Raw genomic sequence first — 17373 nt, forward strand, 5'->3', positions numbered from 1 at the left:
CGCCGTTAGCCAACCGGCGAGAAATCCGCCGACAGCAGCTCGAAGGGTAAGGCGCCATAAGCAGCCACCGTGGCCGCGTCGTTCCATTCACGAAACTGCCGCGACGGTCGCGCCTCTAGCGTCCAGGCAGCTCGCGCGCCGTCGAGCATCACCTTGCCGCGAAAATGCAGCACGCGTTCCCTGCCGGATCGGCTGATGGCCATGGCGCGCAGGCGAGCGATATGCTCGCCACCGTCATTGATCTCCATTTCGATGCGGCGCCGGACCGGCGGAACGCCGATCCTGACGGTGATATCGAGCATCATGTCGCCGGTGGTTTGCGGACAGGCGATGGCCTGCGAAAACATCAGAGGCGCCGATGCTGCTTGCGGCTTGCGCGCGGCCGGTCTGCCGCGCCAAGGTTTGGCGGGTGGCTCCTGTTGCAACCGGCCCTTCTTCCGCTTCAGGCGCAACTGCTTGGCAAGCCCGCGCGACAGCCAGACCAGGCCGCCGAAATCCGTGCGCGGCTTGGCTTGCAGAACCGACGACCAACGCGACAAGCCAGCTCCGTCGGCCATCTCCAAGATTCTGACCATTGTCGATTCCGGCACCGGAATGCCGATCTCGAACGCCAGATAGGATAGCGCCACCGCCGCTGGAACCGCCAAGCCGCGTCTGCCGACGATGTCGAGGAACATGTCCCAATCGACCTCTTCGCCATGGATGGCGACCGCGCAGTCGACAAGCCAGTCGCTGTGGGTGTGGGCGTCGAGGCCGCCATGGGCGATGGCCAGGGCCATGCGATCGGCCGGCGACGGCACGAAGACCGCGACGCCGCTGAATTCGGCTGGGACCGCCCGTTGCCAGATCGCCAGGTCGTCTTCCGCGCTCGTCTGCGACCCGTCATAGCCGAGCTGGTGCAGGTCGATGTCACCGAAACGGCCCTTGAAGAAGTTCATCGACCGCAGCGACGCCAACCGGGTTCGCAGATATTGCGCGCTGACGCCCGAGGCGATCTGCCAGTCGCGGTCGCGCAAGATGTCGAAGACGGCAGCCATGTCGCGCGGGCGCACCAGTATATCGATGTCGTGCGCCACCCGGCCACGCTGCGCCGACGCGTTCAAGGCAATGCGGCTGGCGCCCTTGATCAGCATGATGTCGGCGCCGCCGTCTGCCATCGCCTTCAGCGCCGGTTCGGCCTCGCGCATCGCCATGCGCGACTTCGTCCACAGCATCTTCTGCAGGCCGACGAGGCGCGGATGCGCGGTATGCCCGGCCAGCTTCCTGCCGAACCTGTCGGAGATGGCGGCGAGCAGGCGATGTTCTCGAAACGAGACGAGATCGATGTCGTTCTCGTCCAGCCAGCGCGCGGCGCAGGCAGCGGCTGCGTCCTCGTCGGAGAGCAGCGCCGCCTTTAGCAACAGGTCCAGCTGGCCGGTGGGCCACGACCAGCCATAGTCCGGGAAGCGGCGGCCGATGCGGCGAACGGGCCTGGCGTTCAATTGGAGCCTGCCTTGTTCCGGGCGCGCCGCTGCATGGCGAGCCTTGCGACCTGGAGATAGCCCCGGTCGCGTGCCGGATCGCGGCCGTAGGAAAGGCTGCCCGGACGGATGCGGCGCAATGCAAGCACGTCGTCGAGCATGGCAAGGGCAAGGCCTGCCTCACGAACCCGGGCGATCCAGTCGATCATCTCGCCGCGACCGCCTGGTGGGTCGATGATGGGACCGATGCGTGGCACCACCTCCTGGCGGATCATCATCGTCGTGCGCGACCAGCCAGCTTCACTGGTCGCATCGGGCAAATCGGGGCTGTCGCCGCGAAACGTCCGCCAATGCGTAAAGACGCCCGCTGTCCCGGGATGACGGCCGAGATAGGCCAGCTGCTTTTCGACCTTGTCCGGCAGCCACAAATCGTCGGCATCGAGCGTCGCGATGAGCGGCGTCGAGAGTGCCGCAATGCCACGGGTCGTTGCGCTGCCAGGTCCGGCATTGTCCTGTCGCAGCACCGTCACCGGCAGGTTCATCGCATCGATCACCGCAGCCGTATCGTCGGTTGAACCGTCATCGACCACGACGATGGCCTCCGCCTTTGCCGTCTGGGCCAGAACGGAGTTCAGGGCCGCGCCTATGGTGGCGGCCGCGTTGAAAGCCGGAATGACGACGCCGTAGCCTGCCATCAAAGGAACCGCCACTGCGCGAGATCCTTGAAGTCGAAGATCCCCTCCACCCGGCGCAAGCTGGGATCGGCCTTGCGACGCTTCATCGACTTGTGAATGGCGCGCATGAACTCGCGAAAGGGCACATCGGCTTCCTTGGTCATGTTGCCGGGATGACGCCTGTAATAGAGAGCCACCGTATCGGGCATAACGTATTTTGCCTGGCTCTCAAAGATACGCAACAGATAGTCGGTGTCCTCGGCCTGTTTGAAATCCTCGTCGAAACCACCGGTGCGCTCGATGAGGTCTCGCGCAAAGATCCCGGCGGACAGGTGGATCCCTCGCACGGTTATGGAGTGGCTGTCGGCGGCCGGTTCCAGCGTCTCTCCATCTATCTTGTCTATCAGCGTCATGCGCGAATAGGTCAGGTCGAGGCCCGGATCCTCTTCGAAGCAGGCGAGATCCGCCTTGAAGCGCCCTGTCGGGGAGATGTCGTCCGAATCGAGAAACGACACCAGGCCGGTCTGCGGCAGCAACTGCTTCAGCCCGGCATTGCGCGCCTTGGTGACCCCGCCATTGACCTGCTGGAAAAGACGAATGCACGGGGCGTCGTCGATCAACGACCGCACGACGGCCGCAGAGCCATCGGTCGACCCATCGTCGATGACGATGATGTCGAGATCGATGTCTTCGCGCTGCCTGAGCAGCGAGCGCAGCGCCAGGCCAACGAACTGTTCGCGATTGTAGACCGGCATGATGACGCTCAGCCTCATTGGCGTCTCCAGCAGCGTTCCGGGCTTGGCTGATCCGACCCGATTGTGTCGAGCATCATAGCATTCGCCAATCGGCGGGACTCTTCAATTCGAAGATGCCCTGGACCTCACGCCGTGACGGATCGGCCTTGCGCCGCCGCATCGACTTGTGGATTGCACGCAAATGGTTGCGGACCCTGCCGCTATGCTCCTTGGTGACATTTCCGGCGTGGCGTCGGTAGTAGATCGCGACCGCGTCCAACAATTCGTAGTTCGGTCCCGCCTCGAAAACGCGCAGCAGATAGTCGGTATCCTCAGCCTGCTCGAAATCCTCATCGAACTCGCCCGTCCGGCGGACAAGCCCTCTGCTGAACACGGCGGCGCTCAGCGAAATTCCCCGAAGCGTCATCGTGCGGCTGTCGACTGCCGGTTTCAGCTGCTCATCGTCGATCCGGTCGACCAGCGTCATCAGCGAATAGGTCAGCTCAAGCCCGGGAGTAGCCTCGAAGCGGGCGAGATCGGCCTTGAACCGTCCGGCCAGCGAGATGTCGTCCGAATCCAGGAATGACACGAACTCCGCATCCGGCGGCAGTTGCCGCAGCCCGGCGTTGCGCGCCCTGGCTACGCCCATGTTGGATTGCTGGAACAGTCGGATGCAGGGGTTTTCGCGCATCATCGAGCGCACGGCCTCAGTAGAGCCGTCGGTCGAGCCGTCGTCGATGACGATGATATCGAGATCGGCGGCGTCCCGCTGCCGCACCAGCGAGCGCAATGCCGAAACGACATAGCGCTCACGGTTGTAGACGGGCATTATCACGCTCAGTTTCACGAATCGCCCCGCGCGAGAAAGTCCGCAATCGTGCCGGCTATCTCCTGAGGCTGCGTCCCCAGCGACAGACGATAGCACGGCAGCAGGCGGGTCAGGTCGCTGAAGAAGCGAAAGCCGCTCTCCCGCTCGCCCGGCATCTGCGCTATGCCGGACGGCGCCAAGGCAATCATGGCATCCCTGCGCGACACCGGCACGATTGAACTTGCCTCGCCTCCGCCGATATGTGGCACCACCAGCGCAACGATGTCCAGAGTTTCGGGCACCGGCCGAGGCGCGATGTCATCAATGTGAAAAGTATGCTTGCCTTGCCAGTTGAGCGGACCATGGGCCTTCAGCCGGTGCTTCAGCCCAAGCCGCGCGAACCCCTGGGGATCCTGCTTGAGCGTTGAAAACAACGGGCGGGCAGTCACGCCGTTGGAGAGGTCGACCAGCACATAGTCGTCGCCGACGCTGTCCAACCCGTGGAGAAGGCCGGCGGCGACGGTCCCGGATTTCCCGGCGCCGCCCGCGCCGGCCAACAGCACGCCCTTGCCATTGGTGCCGAGCGTCCCCGCATGGGCCAGCCGCATGCCACGTGCCGCATATTCCCAATGGAGGAAGGGGCGCAGCGGCGCTCCCGGCTCCCACGGTGGAAAGACATCGGCCGAGGCCATCAATTGCACGCCAACGCGACGTTGCGGATCATAGAACTGCCAGAAATCGAGATCGTGGAAATGGTTGCCGCGCAATCCTGCTTCCGCCAGTTGGGTGGCGAAGCCATGCTGCGTGAAGGGTCCCTGGCCCCAACTGGCCGGTACCGCGATGCCGTCAATGCCGGGATGCGCGACGAAGATGCGGCAGATGTCGGCAGGCGTTCGGCTGCCCGGAGCCGTGACAAAGCCATGAGCGAAGGCATCCGCCAACGCGCCGGCACTCACATGCGCGGTCAGATCCAGATGCGGCAAGCCCACCTTGCAAGTCAGTGGATAATGCGCGGCGCTGCTCTCCGCTTGTGCCAGGACATGACGTGCGTAGTCAGCCAGGTTTTCGAGAGTGACTTTCGGCATGATTTGCCTGTTCCGGAGCTGTCCGGCAGCGAGAACCTAGTGGGCGGCTCAGTTGGCCTGCTTTACCGCCGGCCAGCCGAGGGGCTCCTCGACCTCGTGGATGGGATCGACGACGATGAGATCGGCGAGATCATCATGGATATCGACCTTGAGGGGCTCTCTGGCAGCGGCGAGCTGAGCCAGAAATTCGCTGGAAACCGGTCTTGCCACGCCATCGGTTACGGCCGCCAGCAAGCCGAATTCGAGCAATTGTGAAACAAAGCCGTCAATCGCGGCGGCATCGAGGGCGCCAATTCCGGTCGCGGCGCCGACCAGTTCGGAGGCAGGCACGCCGGACGACAGTGCATCCCAAAGCCTGCTGCCTGAATCAGAAAAGCCGAAATATTTGCCCGTGGTCAGGTCAAGAACGACGGCTTCGCCGTCGAAGGATTCAAAGACGATATCCTTGCTGGCAATGGCATAGATGCCGGATTGTCGCATATTTGCTCCCCCGCCGAGCAGGCCGCGGAGATGATCTTCGGGCCTTACGGTCAACCCCACCGTTGCAGGCGTCTAACCATTTGCAGGGTTTTTGGCAAGATGGCGCAGGCTCCGGGCGAGCGCAGCCGGTCACGCTTCGATTTCAAGCGCCGAAAGCGGCTTCGAGCAACAGGCGAGGATAAAGCCGTCCTCGATTTCGTGATCGAGGATGCCGCCATTGTGACTCATCTCGACGTCGCCCGCGACCTTCCTCACCTTGCAGGTGCCGCACAGGCCGAACTCGCAGGCGGCGGGAATCCGCACCCCAGAGGCGCGTGCCGTCTGCAGCACGGTCTGGCCGGCGACGCATTCGGCATCGACATCGGAAAGCGAGAACCGGATTGGTGTCACGGCCTCGACTGCAGCAGCGGCGCCGTCTTCCGCCGGCGGCGAGAACGGCGCCGGGATCTCCTCCACGGCAGGCGCCGCGAAGCTTTCCTGATGGTATTTCGCCATGTCGAAGCCGGCGGCTTCCAGCATGCCGCGCACGGCGCGCATGAAGGGATCGGGGCCGCAGCAGAAGATCTCGCGCTCGCGGAAATCGGGCGCCAGCAATGGCAGCCGGATCGCGTCGATGCGGCCCATATGGCCGAACCAGCCCTCGCGGCTCGACCGCTCCTCGATCATGAAGCCGAGCGACAGGCCGGGCATGCGGCTGCCGAGCAGCTCGAGTTCCTTGCGGAAAATGATCTCTTCCGGGCGGCGCGCGCAGTTGACGAAGCCGACATCGGTCCATGGCGCGCAGTCGTTCAGCCAGCGCAGCATCGACATCATCGGCGTCACGCCGGAGCCGGCCGAAATGAACAGATATTTGGCCGCCGGGTGGCTGTGCAGCGAGAAGTCGCCGGTCGGCCCATAGGCCTTGACGTGCGAACCGGGCGTCAGATGGTCGAACATCCAGCGCGTACCGGTGCTGCCCGCCTGCGCCTTGACCGTCACCGCGATCGAGAACGGCCGCGACGGCGAGGACGACAGCGTGTAGGTGCGCATCAGCGGCCCGTCCGATGTCGGCAATTCCAGCGTCACGAACTGGCCCGGTTTGTAGCGGAACCAGGTCTGGTTGTCGGAGCGGAAGGTGAAGGTCTTCACGTCAGGCGCTTCGTCACTGACGCCGATCACTTCCAGCACCTGCAGCCTGTCGTTCCAGGGCGTCATCTGGTCGAGATGGCGATAGAGGCCAAGGTCCGTCATCGCATTCATCCTCTTGTCCCCTGGGCTAGGCGACGCTGCGCAGGGCCGGCCGGTCGCCTTCTGCAAGGCGCGGTCCGATGAACGACGCGTACCACTCGACGAACTGGATCACGCCGCCCTCATGCAGCTCCGAATAGGGGCCTGGTTCGTAGGCCGGCGACAAGATGCCGAAGGCGTTTTCCTCGACGATGCGACGGTCCTGGTCGTTGGTCTCGGTCCAGACATGGGTGAGCTCAGCGAGATCGTAGTCGACGCCTTCGACCGCATCCTTGTGGACGAGCCATTTTGTCGTCACCGCGGTTTCCGTGGCACTGATCGGCAGCACGCGGAAGGTGACGGCATGGTCGCCGAGGATATGGTTCCAGGTTGTCGGATAATGATAAAGCAGCAAGGAGCCGATGCGGTCGGTTGAAACGCTGTCGGACAGGTTCTTCTGGACCGCCCGTTTTCCCGTCATGGTGTAGCTGACGGCATCGCGCAGCAGCGGCGCGCGGGTGGCGCGGTACTGCCCTGCCGGATCGATGCGGAATTTGCTCGGCAGGCCTGATGCCTCGCATTTGGCCCAGTGCGCGACCATTTCAGGGTCGCTGTCGGCGCCGTTGACGCCGGTCACGGTCGGAGCCTCGGGGAAGGTCTTGCACAGCTCAGGATGATTGGCGGCGCAGTGATAGCACTCGCGGTTGTTTTCCCAGACCAGCTTCCAGTTGCCCTTCTCGACGATCGTGCTCTCGAAGGCGATCTTTGCTTCACGCAACCGGTGCGGCAAAAGATAGGGTTCGATCATCGCCCGCATCGGCGCGAAATCCGCCGGCTCCTTGGCCAGACAGATGAAGATGTAGCCGCCGACGCTCTCGCAGGCGACCGGCTTCAGGCTGAAATCACTCTTGTCGAAACCGTCGGCCATCTGGCGGGCAAACAGCAGGCGGCCGTCCAGCTCATAGGTCCACTGGTGATAGGGGCAGACGAGCTTTGCCGCCGTGCCCTTCTCCGTGTTGCATACACGGCTGCCGCGATGGCGGCAGGAATTGTGGAAGGCGTTGATCTTGCCGTGCTGGTCGCGGACAAGGACCACCGGATAGTCGCCGATCTGCACGGTGATGTAGCTGCCCGGCTTCGGCAGTTCGCAATCATGGCCGATGAACAGCCAGTCGCGATACCAGATCAGCTCCATGTCGAGCTTGAAGTAGTCCGGATCGGTGTAGAAGGGCTGCTCCAGCGAAAAGCCTTGCCGGCGCCCCTTCAGGAGCCTCAGCATGTCGTTGCGGGTATCCATGTCCTGTCCTCGTTTCTAAGGACTGAACTGGTGGTGATGGAGGAAGGATTGAAACGCAGGCCGGCTAGGTGCCAGACATGCGCTATCCACCTCTTGACCGCCCACCGCGATCAGTCGAGTCTAACAATCTCGGGCTGGTTTCCGGGCTCTGGAGTTGTCCTTGCGGACCATCGCGACACCTTCCCAGGCAGTTGCCCAGTGGTCTCCCGTTGCGACTTGAACTCCACCACCGTTGCGGGGGCAGCGCCGGATTCTGACCGGCTTCCCAATTCTCCGCCTCGTCGTCACGAAGCGGCACCTGAGATGGTATGATCTAACCACGATCGGGGGCGCGCCGTCGGCATGAAAACGACATCGTATCCATGCGGCGCGACACGGCCTGCGAACGTTCCCGCAGACCGTCGCGGGCTGAAATCCACCTCCCGGATGACCATTTTGCCGGCTGCGATATCCCCGAATCGGACCCCTTGGCGGGGTCAAAAAAGGTTAACGGTTTCGAAAAGTGACTATTAGCTCGATCTAAAATCGAACCGAACGGTTCGTTTCTGTTGACGGTGCGTGCAGGACGGTGTGAACGCTGGGCCTCTGAAACAGTCAGTGATCCATCCAGCGGTTACACTTAACATGCTGATTTAAAGAAGAAAAATATACCCGTAGATTCCCTTGGCACAATTTCAAGGTGTGGATTCATGGTCCACACGGAACAACTTCGTGATTGGAAAAGGCGGGGTTGCCCTCCCACATCGGGGCTGTCCGAACGACGCGATTTCATTTCCAAGACACGCCGCTAGACGGACGGAAAAAGACGATACTGGAGTACAAAAATGAAAAAGATCATTCTCACTGCCGCAGCCCTTCTGGCCATTTCCGGCAGCGCCTTCGCTGGTAGCGACCACTACGGTTCGAACGCCGCGGCAGCCACTGCTGTCGACAGCTCGTACACCGCTTCGACCAAGAAGTCGGAACCGGCTGCTCAGGCGCCTGCCCAGGGTGCTGACCGCAACCTCTTCGGCAACAACTAACAGCCGATTCCCAGTCGACGGCGGGCTCGCCCGCCGCCCTGGCGAAATTCAGACATTCAGGAGTATTTAAGATGAACAAGATCCTCATTGCTGCCGCCGCCGTTCTGGCCATCTCCGGCAGCGCTTTCGCCGGCAGCGACAACTACGGTTCGAACGGCTCTAACCAGCCTGCCGCCGCAGTGGACCAGTCGTACACGGCTTCCACCAAGACCTCGGAACCGGCTGCCCAGACGCCCGCTCAGGGCAGCGACCGTAACCTCTTCGGTCGCTAACAGCCAATTTCGCAAGCGACGGCAGCTGTGTCTGCCGTCCTGGCGAAATCCAGAATTCAGGAGATTAAAATGAACAAGATCCTTATTGCTGCCGCCGCCGTTCTGGCCATCACCGGCAGCGCGTTCGCCGGCAGCGACAACTTTGGCTCCAATGGCGCCAATCAGCCTGCGGTTACTTCGGTTGACAGCGCGCATACGAGCTCGGTCCGCAACAGCGGTGGCCTCGTCGAGAAGCTGCTCAATTCGTCGGGCGACGTGGAGAAGTCCGCCCCTCAGGGCAGCGACCGGAATCTCTTCGGCCGTTAACAGCCGAAGCTGATCTTCTACAAAAGAGGGGCGGGGCGAGCCCCCCGCGCGTTTTTGGGGCCACCCCCGGGCCTGGCGAAGGCCGCCGTGGGGTAATCCGGATGAAGGGCCAACCCACCGCCCGGAGCGGGGCAGATATTCAGGTGCTCGCCATTGGCGCTCAGCCGCAACGTCGAACCACGCTTGACCTCGACATTGCCGGGCAGCTTGGTCACCAGCGGCAGGTCGGCGCGACCGATGTCGACATAGACCAGCTGAACCTCGCCGAGCTGCTCGAGATAGTCGACCGTCCCCTCGAACAGATAGTCCGCGCCGCTGGCGATGATCAGGTCCTCCGGCCGCACGCCAAAGCTCACCGCAGCACCCTTCGCCGAAGCAGGCGTTGCGATCGGCACGGTTGCCTTGCGTCCGCCGACATGGCTGACGACGGTCGGATTGCCGGTCTTTTCGATGGTCGCGGGCAGGATGTTCATGGCCGGCGAGCCAATGAACTGGGCAACGAACAGATTGCCGGGCTTCTTGTAGAGATCCATCGGCGTGCCGACCTGCTCGATATGGCCGTCCTTGAGCACCACGATGCGGTCGGCAAGCGTCATCGCCTCGACCTGATCGTGGGTGACGTAGATCATGGTCGTGTTGGGCATCGATTCCTTGAGCTTGGCAATTTCGATGCGGGTGGCGACGCGCAGCGCGGCGTCGAGGTTCGAAAGCGGCTCGTCGAACAGGAACACCTTCGGATTGCGCACGATGGCGCGGCCGATGGCGACGCGCTGGCGCTGGCCGCCTGACATCGCCTTGGGCAGGCGGTCGAGATATTTGGTCAATTGCAGGATCTCGGCGGCCTGACGCACACGGCGGTCGATCTCGGCCTTGTTCTCTTTGCCGATCTTCATCGAGAACGCCATGTTGTCGTAGACGGTCATGTGCGGGTAGAGCGCGTAGGACTGGAACACCATGGCGATGCCGCGCTTCGACGGCGGCACGTCGTTCACCACTTCGCCGGCTATTCTAAGCTCGCCGGAGGTGATTTCCTCGAGCCCGGCGATCGATCTCAGCAATGTCGACTTGCCGCAGCCCGACGGGCCGACGAAGACGATGAACTCGCCCGACTTAATATTGAGGTCGATGCCGTGGAGAATGTTCAGATTGCCGTAGGACTTCTTCACTTGTCTTAGCGTGACATCGGCCATTGGTTTCCTCCAGTGATTGGAAATTCAGTCGAGACGCCCGAACCAGGCGCCGTAGCCGCCAAGCTCGATGGAACCGCTGTTCGCCTGCCCCGAAAATCCGTGCCCGGGCAGAGGTTGCAGCGATCGGCCGCCAAGGTCAACCTTGGCCGGCCGGGCTCCCAGATTGAAGATGCAGACGATCTGCTCATTGCCCGCGCGGCGTATGAAGGCGACGGTGTCGCCCTCACTTTCGATGAAATTGATGTCGCCCTTGGCGAGCGCCGGATGGGCACGCCGGAAGGTGAGAAAGCGCCGGTAGTGCTCAAGCAGCGAAGCCTCGTCGCCCTGTTGGACATTGACCGCTTGCGCTAGATGCTTGGCCGGCACCGGCAGCCAGGGCTTTGCTGGGGAGAAGCCGCCATTCTTGGCGCCGCCATCCCACACCATCGGTGTGCGGCAGCCGTCGCGGCCCTTGAATTCCGGCCAGAAGCGGATGCCGTAGGGATCCTGCAAATCCTCGAACCGCAGCTCTGCTTCACCGAGCCCAAGCTCCTCGCCCTGATAGATGCAGACCGAACCGCGCAGGGACATCAGCAGCGCCGAGATGACCTTGAGGTAGGCGGTCGGGTCGGCCTCATTGGCCGCCCAGCGCGAGGCCGGGCGCATCACGTCATGGTTGGAAAAGGCCCAGCACGACCAGCCGTCGCTGGCGACCTTGCCGAAGGATTCCAGCACCGAGCGAACCTTGCCCGCGCTGATCTTTTCCGGCGCCAGGAAATCGAAGGAGTAGCACATGTGCACGCGCTTGCCGCCGGCGGTGTAGGCGGCAACCACTTCAAGCCCGCGCTGCGAATCGCCGACCTCGCCGACCGCTGCGGTTGCCGGATATTCATCAAGCAGGGCACGGAACCGTTCGAGGAAGCCGAGGTTCTCGGGCCGGCTCTTGTCGTAGAGATGGTCCTGGTAGTTGTAGGGGTTGACCGCCGGCGCGGTCTGGTCGTTGCGCTCTTCCGGCGGCAGCGGCGGATTGTTTTCCAGGCCCTGGCTGTGGAAGTAGAAATTGATGGTGTCGAGCCGGAAACCATCGACGCCGCGCTCCAGCCAGAAGCGGGTGACGTCGAGCAATGCGTCCTGGACTTCGTGGTTGTGGAAGTTGAGGTCGGGCTGTTCGGCCAGGAAATTGTGCATGTAATATTGCTGGCGGCTGGTGTCCCATTGCCAGGCCGAGCCGCCGAAGATCGACAGCCAGTTGTTGGGCGGCGTGCCGTCCGGCCTGGCGTCTGCCCAGACGTACCAGTCGGCTTTCGGGTTGCTGCGGCTCGACCGGCTTTCCTTGAACCATGGGTGGTTGTCGGCGGTGTGCGACAGCACCTCGTCGATCATCACCTTCAAGCCCAGCCTGTGCGCCTCGCCGGTCAGCGCGTCGAAATCGGCCAGCGTGCCGAACATCGGATCGACATCGCAGTAATCCGATACGTCATAGCCGAAATCCTTCATAGGCGACTTGAAGAACGGCGAAATCCAGATGGCATCCGCGCCGAGTGCGGCGATGTAGGGGAGGCGGCCTATGATGCCCTTGAGATCACCGATGCCGTCGCCATTCGAGTCCTGATAGCTGCGCGGATAGATCTGGTAGATCACCGCGCCCCGCCACCAGTCGCGATCAATGGCGAGGTCAGGCTTCGAGCTGGCCTTCAAAGCGGATTGCATCGTCTCAGCCTCCTTTCACCGAGCCGGCAAGCAGCCCGCGGACAAAATAGCGCTGCAGCGAGAAGAACACGATCAGCGGCACGATTATGGTCACGAAAGCCGATGTCGTCAGAATCTCCCAGTCGCCGCCGCGCGAGCCCAACAGCGCGTTGAGCTTAGCGGTCAGCACGATCTGGTCTGCCTCTGTACCGAGGAAAACCATCGCCACCAGCAGATCGTTCCATACCCACAGGAACTGGAAGATGGCAAACGAAGCCAGCACCGGGAACGACAGCGGCAAGACGATCTTGACGAAGATCTCGAAATCGCTGGCGCCGTCGATGCGCGCCGATTCCATGATTTCGCGCGGCAGGCCGGCAATGTAGCTGCGCAGCAGGTAGATGGCGAAGGGCAGGCCGAAGCCGGTATGCGCCAGCCAGATGCCGAGATAGGTCTTCGACGGCATGCCGAAGAACGAGCCGACGCCGTTGTAAAGTTTCAAAAGCGGGATTAGCGACATCTGCAATGGCACCACCAGCAGGCCGATGATGACCGCGATCAGCAGCGCCCGGCCGGGAAACCGCATCCAGGCCAGCGCATAGGCGGCAAAGGCGGCGATCAGGATCGGGATGATTGTCGCTGGGATAGTGACGGTCAGAGAATTCATGAATGACCGTCCGATGCCTTCGGAGAACAGCACGGTTCTGTAGTTGTCGGTGGTGAATTTCGGCGGCGCCGACGAAGCATAATAGACACGCTGGCCGCGATCGCCTTCGAACGCTTTCGGGGACTGCATGACGAAGCTGCCGTCGGCATTGAGTTGCAAGGTCACGCCGTCACCGAGATCGGCTGTGGTGCCGGCGGGATATTGCGTCGGTGCCGCCGATTTGACGCCGAAGGCGCTGATGTCGCGCTTGGCGCCGTCGCCGAAGATATTGCCCTCGAGGAGGAACTTGCCGTCTTTCTCGACCTGCGCCGAGGCGGGCGGCAGCCGGCCGGCTTCCGTCTGCGTGGAACTGGCGAACGAGTTCCACCAGCCCGAGGCGATGATCTGGTTCTTGTCGCGCAGCGACGAGACCAGGATGCCGAGCGTCGGTATGGTCCAGATCGCGACGAAGATGAGCACGGCGATGTGGACGCCAAAGCGGCTGGCGAAGGAATTTCCGGTCGCGACGGCCATCTCAATGTCCTCCCGTCTCTTTGTTCGCCTGGCGGATGTTCCAGACCATGATCGGAATGACCGCGATCATGATGATGATGGCGATGGTGGCGCCGCGGCCGAAATCGCCGCCCCCGCGGAACATCCAGTCGAACATCAGATTGGCCAGCACCTGGCTGTTCCACTGACCGTTGGTCATGGTCAGCACGATGTCGAACACTTTGAGCACCAGAATGGTGATCGTGGTCCAGACCACGGCGATGGTGCCCCAGATCTGCGGCACCATGATCTTCCAGAAGATCTGGAACGGATTGGCGCCGTCGATGACGGCGGCTTCCAGCGTTTCTTCGGGAATGCCGCGCAGGGCGGAAGACAGGATGACCATGGCAAAGCCGGTCTGGATCCAGATCAGGATGATCATCAGGAAGAAATTGTTCCAGAACGGCAGCGATATCCAGACTTGCGGCTGGCCGCCGAAATGCTGGATGATGGCGTTGAGGATCCCGATCTGCGTCTGGCCGTCGCCCCGATACTCGTAGATGAATTTCCAGATCACGCTGGCGCCGACGAAGGAGATCGCCAGCGGCAGGAAGATCAGGCTCTTGGCGATCGTGCCCCACCAGATCTTGTCGGTGAGCACGGCGATGATCAGCCCAAGGAAGGTGCAGGCGGCCGGCACCACCGCCAGCCAGATGATGTTGTTGAGGATCGAGTTGCGGAACTCGCGATCGCCGAACGCCCATTCATAGTTCGCCAGGCCGACGAAATTGATGCCGCTGCGATCGAGGAACGACAGCCGCAGCGTCTCGACCACCGGATAGATCAGGTAAATGGTGAGGATGATCATCGCCGGACCGACGAACAGCCATGGCCGGACCAGCCCTTGCCGGCGCAGATTGTCGATGGCCGCGGCACCGGCGACGCCGCGTGACGGGAATATCAGGTCGACCAGCCTGTTGGCGCCCCAGAAATAGGCGACGCAACCGCCGACCCCGACGATGATGACGAATATGGCCGAGAAAATCTGAGCCGCCATGGGTCCCTCTCCCCCTGCGCATGATCCGACAAGGAATGACCTTGGGTGACGGGGACCAGGCGCCGATTCAGTTGTTTGGAGCGCGTCATCGGCGGCTTGCGCACATTGCCGATCGCGCTTCATGTCAATGCGCTCATGACGAAAGGCTGCGGCACGGGCCGCCGTCGGATCCGGGCCAGTACGGCCCGGATCAAGTGCGAGAATGGTTGGTCGCTTACGTGCCGGCCGCTACTTGATCGCGTCCCAGCTCTTCTGGATGTCGGTGGCGACGTCCTGCGCCGACTTGCCGCCGACCAGGTCGATCATGCCGGTCCAGAAGGCGCCGGCGCCGATCTTGCCCGGCATCAGGTCGGAACCGTCGAAGCGGAAAGTCGAGGCATTGGCGAGGATTTCGCCCTGCTTCTTCAGCGCGTCGCTGGCATAGGCATCCTTGTTGACCGACTTGAGCGGCGTCACGAAGCCGCCTTCGGCCATCCAGATCTCGTGGGCGAGCGGCATCTTCAGGAATTCGATGAATGCGCGCGCGCTCTTGCTGTCCTTGGTGATCATCGCCAGCGTACCGGCGCCGAGCACCGGCGTGCCCAGTTCTGGCTTGGAGGCATAGGGCGGGAAGTAGAAGAAGTCCGCGTCCTGGCCGACCTTGGTGCCCTCCGGGAAGAAGGTCGGGATGAACGATGCCTGGTGGTGCAGGTAGCATTTCGGCGGCACCGAAAAGAGGCCCTTCGGGCTGTCGCGGAAATCGGTCGCCGCAACCGCCTTGGCGCCGCCGTCGACCATCTTGTCGTCGGTCGCGATCTTGCCGAAAATGTCGATGGCGTTGACCACCGCGGGGTCGTTGAACGGGATCTCGTTCTTCACCCATTTGTCGTAGACCTCCGGAGGCTGGGTGCGCAGCATCAGGTCTTCGACCCAGTCGGTCGCCGGCCAGCCGGTGGCGCCGCCGGAGCCGAGGCCGATGCACCACGGCTTGCCGCCATCGGCGATGATCTTCTTTTCGAGATCGGCGAGTTCTTCCTGCGTCTTCGGCACCTTGTAGCCGGCTTCCTCGAAATTATCCGGCGAATACCAGACCAGCGACTTCACATCGGCCTTGTAAGGGAAGGCGAAGAAGCCCGGCTTGCCGTCCTTGTCCTTGAAGGTGCCGAGATCGACCCATGACTGGCCGGCACCGTAATTGTCCTTGACCCATTTGGCGGTGTCGTCACCGAGCGGCGTCAAAAGGCCCTTCGACGCCAGGTCCTGAATGAGGCCCGGCTGCGGCAGCACGGCGATGTTCGGCGGGCTGCCGGCCTGCGTGTCGATGACGATCTGTTGCTCGTAATTCTCTGAGGAGGAGTATTTGATCTCGACGCCGGTGGCTTCCGAGAAATAGTCGAGAACGCCGCGCACCAGGCCTTCGTCCTCGCCGCGCCACGGTCCGAAGATCGACAGCGTCTCACCCTTGAGGTCGACTTTCTTGAGCTCTTCGTAGTTCGCCCAGTTGATGCGCTTGTCTTCGCCGGGCTTGAACTTCAGTTCGGCCTGCGCGGGCGCGTTCAGGGCGAACGTGGCAAACGCAGCACCCAGCAAAAGCATTTTCTTCATCGGTATTCCTCCCAGTGGGTCTCACACACCGGACGGAACCTCCATTCCGCCCGCCGACGCCGCAGGACTGTGACTCAGTCGGAAAGGAACCGCAACCTTTCGAAGAGTCTTCCAAAGCGCTTTGGCTTTTTCGATCACGCCATCGAATTGCCAGGAAGTCAAGAGGCCGGCGGATTAATCGATTTAGGTTCGCGCATTTGCACCCTAAAAGTGCGCTGCAACATACTATTATGGCGATGCAGCAGCAGTTTTTGTTTCAAACACGCCCGAACCGCGTCTATGGTTCGGCTTGGTATGGCTCGGCCCCGCTGGCACTTGGGTCGATTCAATTTAAAAGCGCTTTGAGGGAATGGAGACCTTTCGTGAACCTCAAGCAGCTCGCCCATATGCTGGCACTTTCGCAAACGACGGTAAGCCGTGCGCTGAACGGCTATCCCGAGGTCAACGAGGAGACGCGCAGGCGTGTCATGGATGCCGCCAAGCGCCATGGCTATCGTCCCAATCCGAGCGCGCGCCGGCTGGCGACCGGTAAGACCGGCATGATCGGCTATGTCCTGCCGACCGGTGCGTCCGTCGACATCGATCCGCATTTCGTCGAGTTCCTGTCCGGCCTTGGTGACTACGCCCGCTCGCACGAGCTTGACCTTGTGCTGTCGCCGGCCGACGCCGACGACCAGGAGACGACCTACCGGCGCATCGTCGCCAACCGGCAGGTCGACGCTGTTTATATCTCCTCTCCAAGGCCCGCTGACCGGCGCGTGGCGCTGGTCAACACGCTCGGCATTCCCTTCATCGTCCATGGCCGCAGTGAGGGCTTCGACTTCGACTATGCTTTTACCGACATCGACAATGAGGGCGCCTTCCACGAAGCGGCCAGGCTGCTGATCCAGCTCGGTCATCGGCGGCTGGCGCTGATCAACGGTGACGACCGCGAGACCTTCGCTATCCATCGAGAACGCGGCGTGCGCCGGGCGCTCGCCGCGAGCGGACTGTCATTGAGCGAACGCCATGTCTGCTCGGCCGATATGACCGAGGAGAACGGCTATCGCGCCACCAGGCGTTTGCTGGAAGAAGGCGACGCGCCGACGGCGATCGCCTGCTCCAGCCTGATCATGGCGCTGGGCGTCGTGCGTGCGGTGCGCGACCTCGGCCTGAGCATTCCGGGCGACGTGTCGCTGATCGCCCATGACGATGTCTTCCCCTGGCTGAGGCCGGAGAATTTTTCGGTGCCGCTGTCAACGACGCGTTCATCGATCCGTCTCGCCGGCGCCCGTGTCGCCGAGCGGCTGGCGGCACGAATTTCAGGACTGGAGGAGGGCGCCCGCGGCGAGGTCTGGCCGGTCGACCTGGTGGTTAGGGGATCGGTGGCGGGGGCGCCTGTTTAGAACTGTC

Annotated in this window: 16 protein-coding genes, 1 pseudogene and 1 riboswitch; of the genes and pseudogenes, 4 read left to right on the forward strand and 13 right to left on the reverse strand. The window is 62.4% G+C overall.

Features of this window, described 5'->3' with window-relative positions:
- Nucleotides 1-5: 5 nt before the first annotated feature.
- The 8 genes from NKI66_RS23165 to NKI66_RS23200 all read right to left on the reverse strand — a co-directional run bounded on the left by NKI66_RS23165 (nt 6) and on the right by NKI66_RS23200 (nt 7744).
- Nucleotides 6-1481, reverse strand: coding sequence for a nucleotidyltransferase family protein (locus NKI66_RS23165; RefSeq protein ID WP_023813661.1), 1476 nt, complete (start codon nt 1479-1481; stop codon nt 6-8).
- Complete coding sequence (locus NKI66_RS23170; protein ID WP_023813660.1) at nt 1478-2155, reverse strand: glycosyltransferase family 2 protein; 678 nt, start codon at nt 2153-2155, stop codon at nt 1478-1480. Before NKI66_RS23170 ends, NKI66_RS23165 begins: the two co-directional genes overlap by 4 nt.
- Nucleotides 2155-2907: a glycosyltransferase family 2 protein gene (locus tag NKI66_RS23175; RefSeq protein WP_023813659.1), complete on the reverse strand. Its 753-nt coding sequence runs from the start codon at nt 2905-2907 to the stop codon at nt 2155-2157. Before NKI66_RS23175 ends, NKI66_RS23170 begins: the two co-directional genes overlap by 1 nt.
- Before the next feature lie 55 nt (nt 2908-2962).
- Nucleotides 2963-3697, reverse strand: a complete 735-nt coding sequence (locus NKI66_RS23180; RefSeq protein WP_081734970.1) for a glycosyltransferase family 2 protein — start codon at nt 3695-3697, stop codon at nt 2963-2965.
- A 14-nt stretch (nt 3698-3711) separates the two neighbouring features.
- Nucleotides 3712-4761 carry a hypothetical protein gene (locus tag NKI66_RS23185; protein WP_023813657.1) on the reverse strand — a complete coding sequence of 350 codons (1050 nt, stop codon included), beginning with the start codon at nt 4759-4761 and terminating at the stop codon, nt 3712-3714.
- 48 nt (nt 4762-4809) lie between these two features.
- Nucleotides 4810-5241, reverse strand: coding sequence for a PqqD family protein (locus tag NKI66_RS23190; protein ID WP_023813656.1), 432 nt, complete (start codon nt 5239-5241; stop codon nt 4810-4812).
- Between the two features lie 129 nt (nt 5242-5370).
- Entirely contained in the window at nt 5371-6471 is a 1101-nt protein-coding gene (locus NKI66_RS23195) for an FAD-binding oxidoreductase (RefSeq protein ID WP_023813655.1), read from the reverse strand.
- Nucleotides 6472-6496: 25 nt separating this feature from the next.
- Nucleotides 6497-7744, reverse strand: a complete 1248-nt coding sequence (locus NKI66_RS23200; protein WP_023813654.1) for an aromatic ring-hydroxylating oxygenase subunit alpha — start codon at nt 7742-7744, stop codon at nt 6497-6499.
- 115 nt (nt 7745-7859) lie between these two features.
- Nucleotides 7860-8061: riboswitch (cobalamin riboswitch) on the reverse strand.
- A gap of 507 nt (nt 8062-8568) precedes the next feature.
- Here NKI66_RS23200 and NKI66_RS23205 point away from each other — a divergent pair.
- From NKI66_RS23205 to NKI66_RS23215, 3 genes are all read left to right on the forward strand, one after another.
- Nucleotides 8569-8766 carry a DUF680 domain-containing protein gene (locus NKI66_RS23205; protein WP_013528268.1) on the forward strand — a complete coding sequence of 66 codons (198 nt, stop codon included), beginning with the start codon at nt 8569-8571 and terminating at the stop codon, nt 8764-8766.
- A gap of 71 nt (nt 8767-8837) precedes the next feature.
- A complete protein-coding gene (locus tag NKI66_RS23210; protein WP_023813653.1) occupies nt 8838-9038 on the forward strand; it encodes a DUF680 domain-containing protein in 201 nt (66 codons plus the stop codon).
- A 69-nt stretch (nt 9039-9107) separates the two neighbouring features.
- Nucleotides 9108-9344, forward strand: a complete 237-nt coding sequence (locus tag NKI66_RS23215) for a DUF680 domain-containing protein (protein WP_023813652.1) — start codon at nt 9108-9110, stop codon at nt 9342-9344.
- Nucleotides 9345-9424: 80 nt separating this feature from the next.
- Here the strand turns inward: NKI66_RS23215 and NKI66_RS23220 are convergent.
- The 5 genes and pseudogenes from NKI66_RS23220 to NKI66_RS23240 all read right to left on the reverse strand — a co-directional run.
- Nucleotides 9425-10534 (reverse strand): annotated as a pseudogene (locus NKI66_RS23220) (ABC transporter ATP-binding protein); the annotation flags it as partial.
- Between the two features lie 24 nt (nt 10535-10558).
- The gene (gene bglA, locus NKI66_RS23225; RefSeq protein WP_352672759.1) at nt 10559-12223 is read right to left on the reverse strand and encodes a beta-galactosidase BglA; all 1665 of its coding nucleotides are present in this window, start codon (nt 12221-12223) and stop codon (nt 10559-10561) included.
- 4 nt (nt 12224-12227) lie between these two features.
- Nucleotides 12228-13382: a carbohydrate ABC transporter permease gene (locus NKI66_RS23230; protein WP_352753102.1), complete on the reverse strand. Its 1155-nt coding sequence runs from the start codon at nt 13380-13382 to the stop codon at nt 12228-12230.
- 1 nt (nt 13383) lies between these two features.
- On the reverse strand, nt 13384-14397 hold the full coding sequence (locus NKI66_RS23235; RefSeq protein WP_352753104.1) for a carbohydrate ABC transporter permease: 1014 nt from the start codon (nt 14395-14397) through the stop codon (nt 13384-13386).
- Nucleotides 14398-14625: 228 nt separating this feature from the next.
- The gene (locus tag NKI66_RS23240; protein ID WP_352753106.1) at nt 14626-15981 is read right to left on the reverse strand and encodes an ABC transporter substrate-binding protein; all 1356 of its coding nucleotides are present in this window, start codon (nt 15979-15981) and stop codon (nt 14626-14628) included.
- Between the two features lie 362 nt (nt 15982-16343).
- On the opposite strand from NKI66_RS23240, the gene NKI66_RS23245 reads away from it, so the two are divergent.
- Nucleotides 16344-17366, forward strand: coding sequence for a LacI family DNA-binding transcriptional regulator (locus NKI66_RS23245; protein ID WP_352753108.1), 1023 nt, complete (start codon nt 16344-16346; stop codon nt 17364-17366).
- Nucleotides 17367-17373 lie beyond the last annotated feature (7 nt).

Origin of the sequence: Mesorhizobium sp. M0518, from assembly GCF_040321125.1 — a bacterium.
GTDB lineage: Bacteria > Pseudomonadota > Alphaproteobacteria > Rhizobiales > Rhizobiaceae > Mesorhizobium.

Bases quoted from the DNA above. Each gene is read 5' to 3' on its own strand.
- NKI66_RS23170 (WP_023813660.1), bottom strand. From the start codon at position 2,155: ATGGCAGGCTACGGCGTCGTCATTCCGGCTTTCAACGCGGCCGCCACC.
- NKI66_RS23175 (WP_023813659.1), bottom strand. From the start codon at position 2,907: ATGAGGCTGAGCGTCATCATGCCGGTCTACAATCGCGAACAGTTCGTT.
- NKI66_RS23180 (WP_081734970.1), bottom strand. From the start codon at position 3,697: ATGCCCGTCTACAACCGTGAGCGCTATGTCGTTTCGGCATTGCGCTCG.
- NKI66_RS23185 (WP_023813657.1), bottom strand. From the start codon at position 4,761: ATGCCGAAAGTCACTCTCGAAAACCTGGCTGACTACGCACGTCATGTC.
- NKI66_RS23190 (WP_023813656.1), bottom strand. From the start codon at position 5,241: ATGCGACAATCCGGCATCTATGCCATTGCCAGCAAGGATATCGTCTTT.
- NKI66_RS23195 (WP_023813655.1), bottom strand. From the start codon at position 6,471: ATGACGGACCTTGGCCTCTATCGCCATCTCGACCAGATGACGCCCTGG.
- NKI66_RS23200 (WP_023813654.1), bottom strand. From the start codon at position 7,744: ATGGATACCCGCAACGACATGCTGAGGCTCCTGAAGGGGCGCCGGCAA.
- NKI66_RS23205 (WP_013528268.1), top strand. From the start codon at position 8,569: ATGAAAAAGATCATTCTCACTGCCGCAGCCCTTCTGGCCATTTCCGGC.
- NKI66_RS23210 (WP_023813653.1), top strand. From the start codon at position 8,838: ATGAACAAGATCCTCATTGCTGCCGCCGCCGTTCTGGCCATCTCCGGC.
- NKI66_RS23215 (WP_023813652.1), top strand. From the start codon at position 9,108: ATGAACAAGATCCTTATTGCTGCCGCCGCCGTTCTGGCCATCACCGGC.
- bglA (WP_352672759.1), bottom strand. From the start codon at position 12,223: ATGCAATCCGCTTTGAAGGCCAGCTCGAAGCCTGACCTCGCCATTGAT.
- NKI66_RS23230 (WP_352753102.1), bottom strand. From the start codon at position 13,382: ATGGCCGTCGCGACCGGAAATTCCTTCGCCAGCCGCTTTGGCGTCCAC.
- NKI66_RS23235 (WP_352753104.1), bottom strand. From the start codon at position 14,397: ATGGCGGCTCAGATTTTCTCGGCCATATTCGTCATCATCGTCGGGGTC.
- NKI66_RS23240 (WP_352753106.1), bottom strand. From the start codon at position 15,981: ATGAAGAAAATGCTTTTGCTGGGTGCTGCGTTTGCCACGTTCGCCCTG.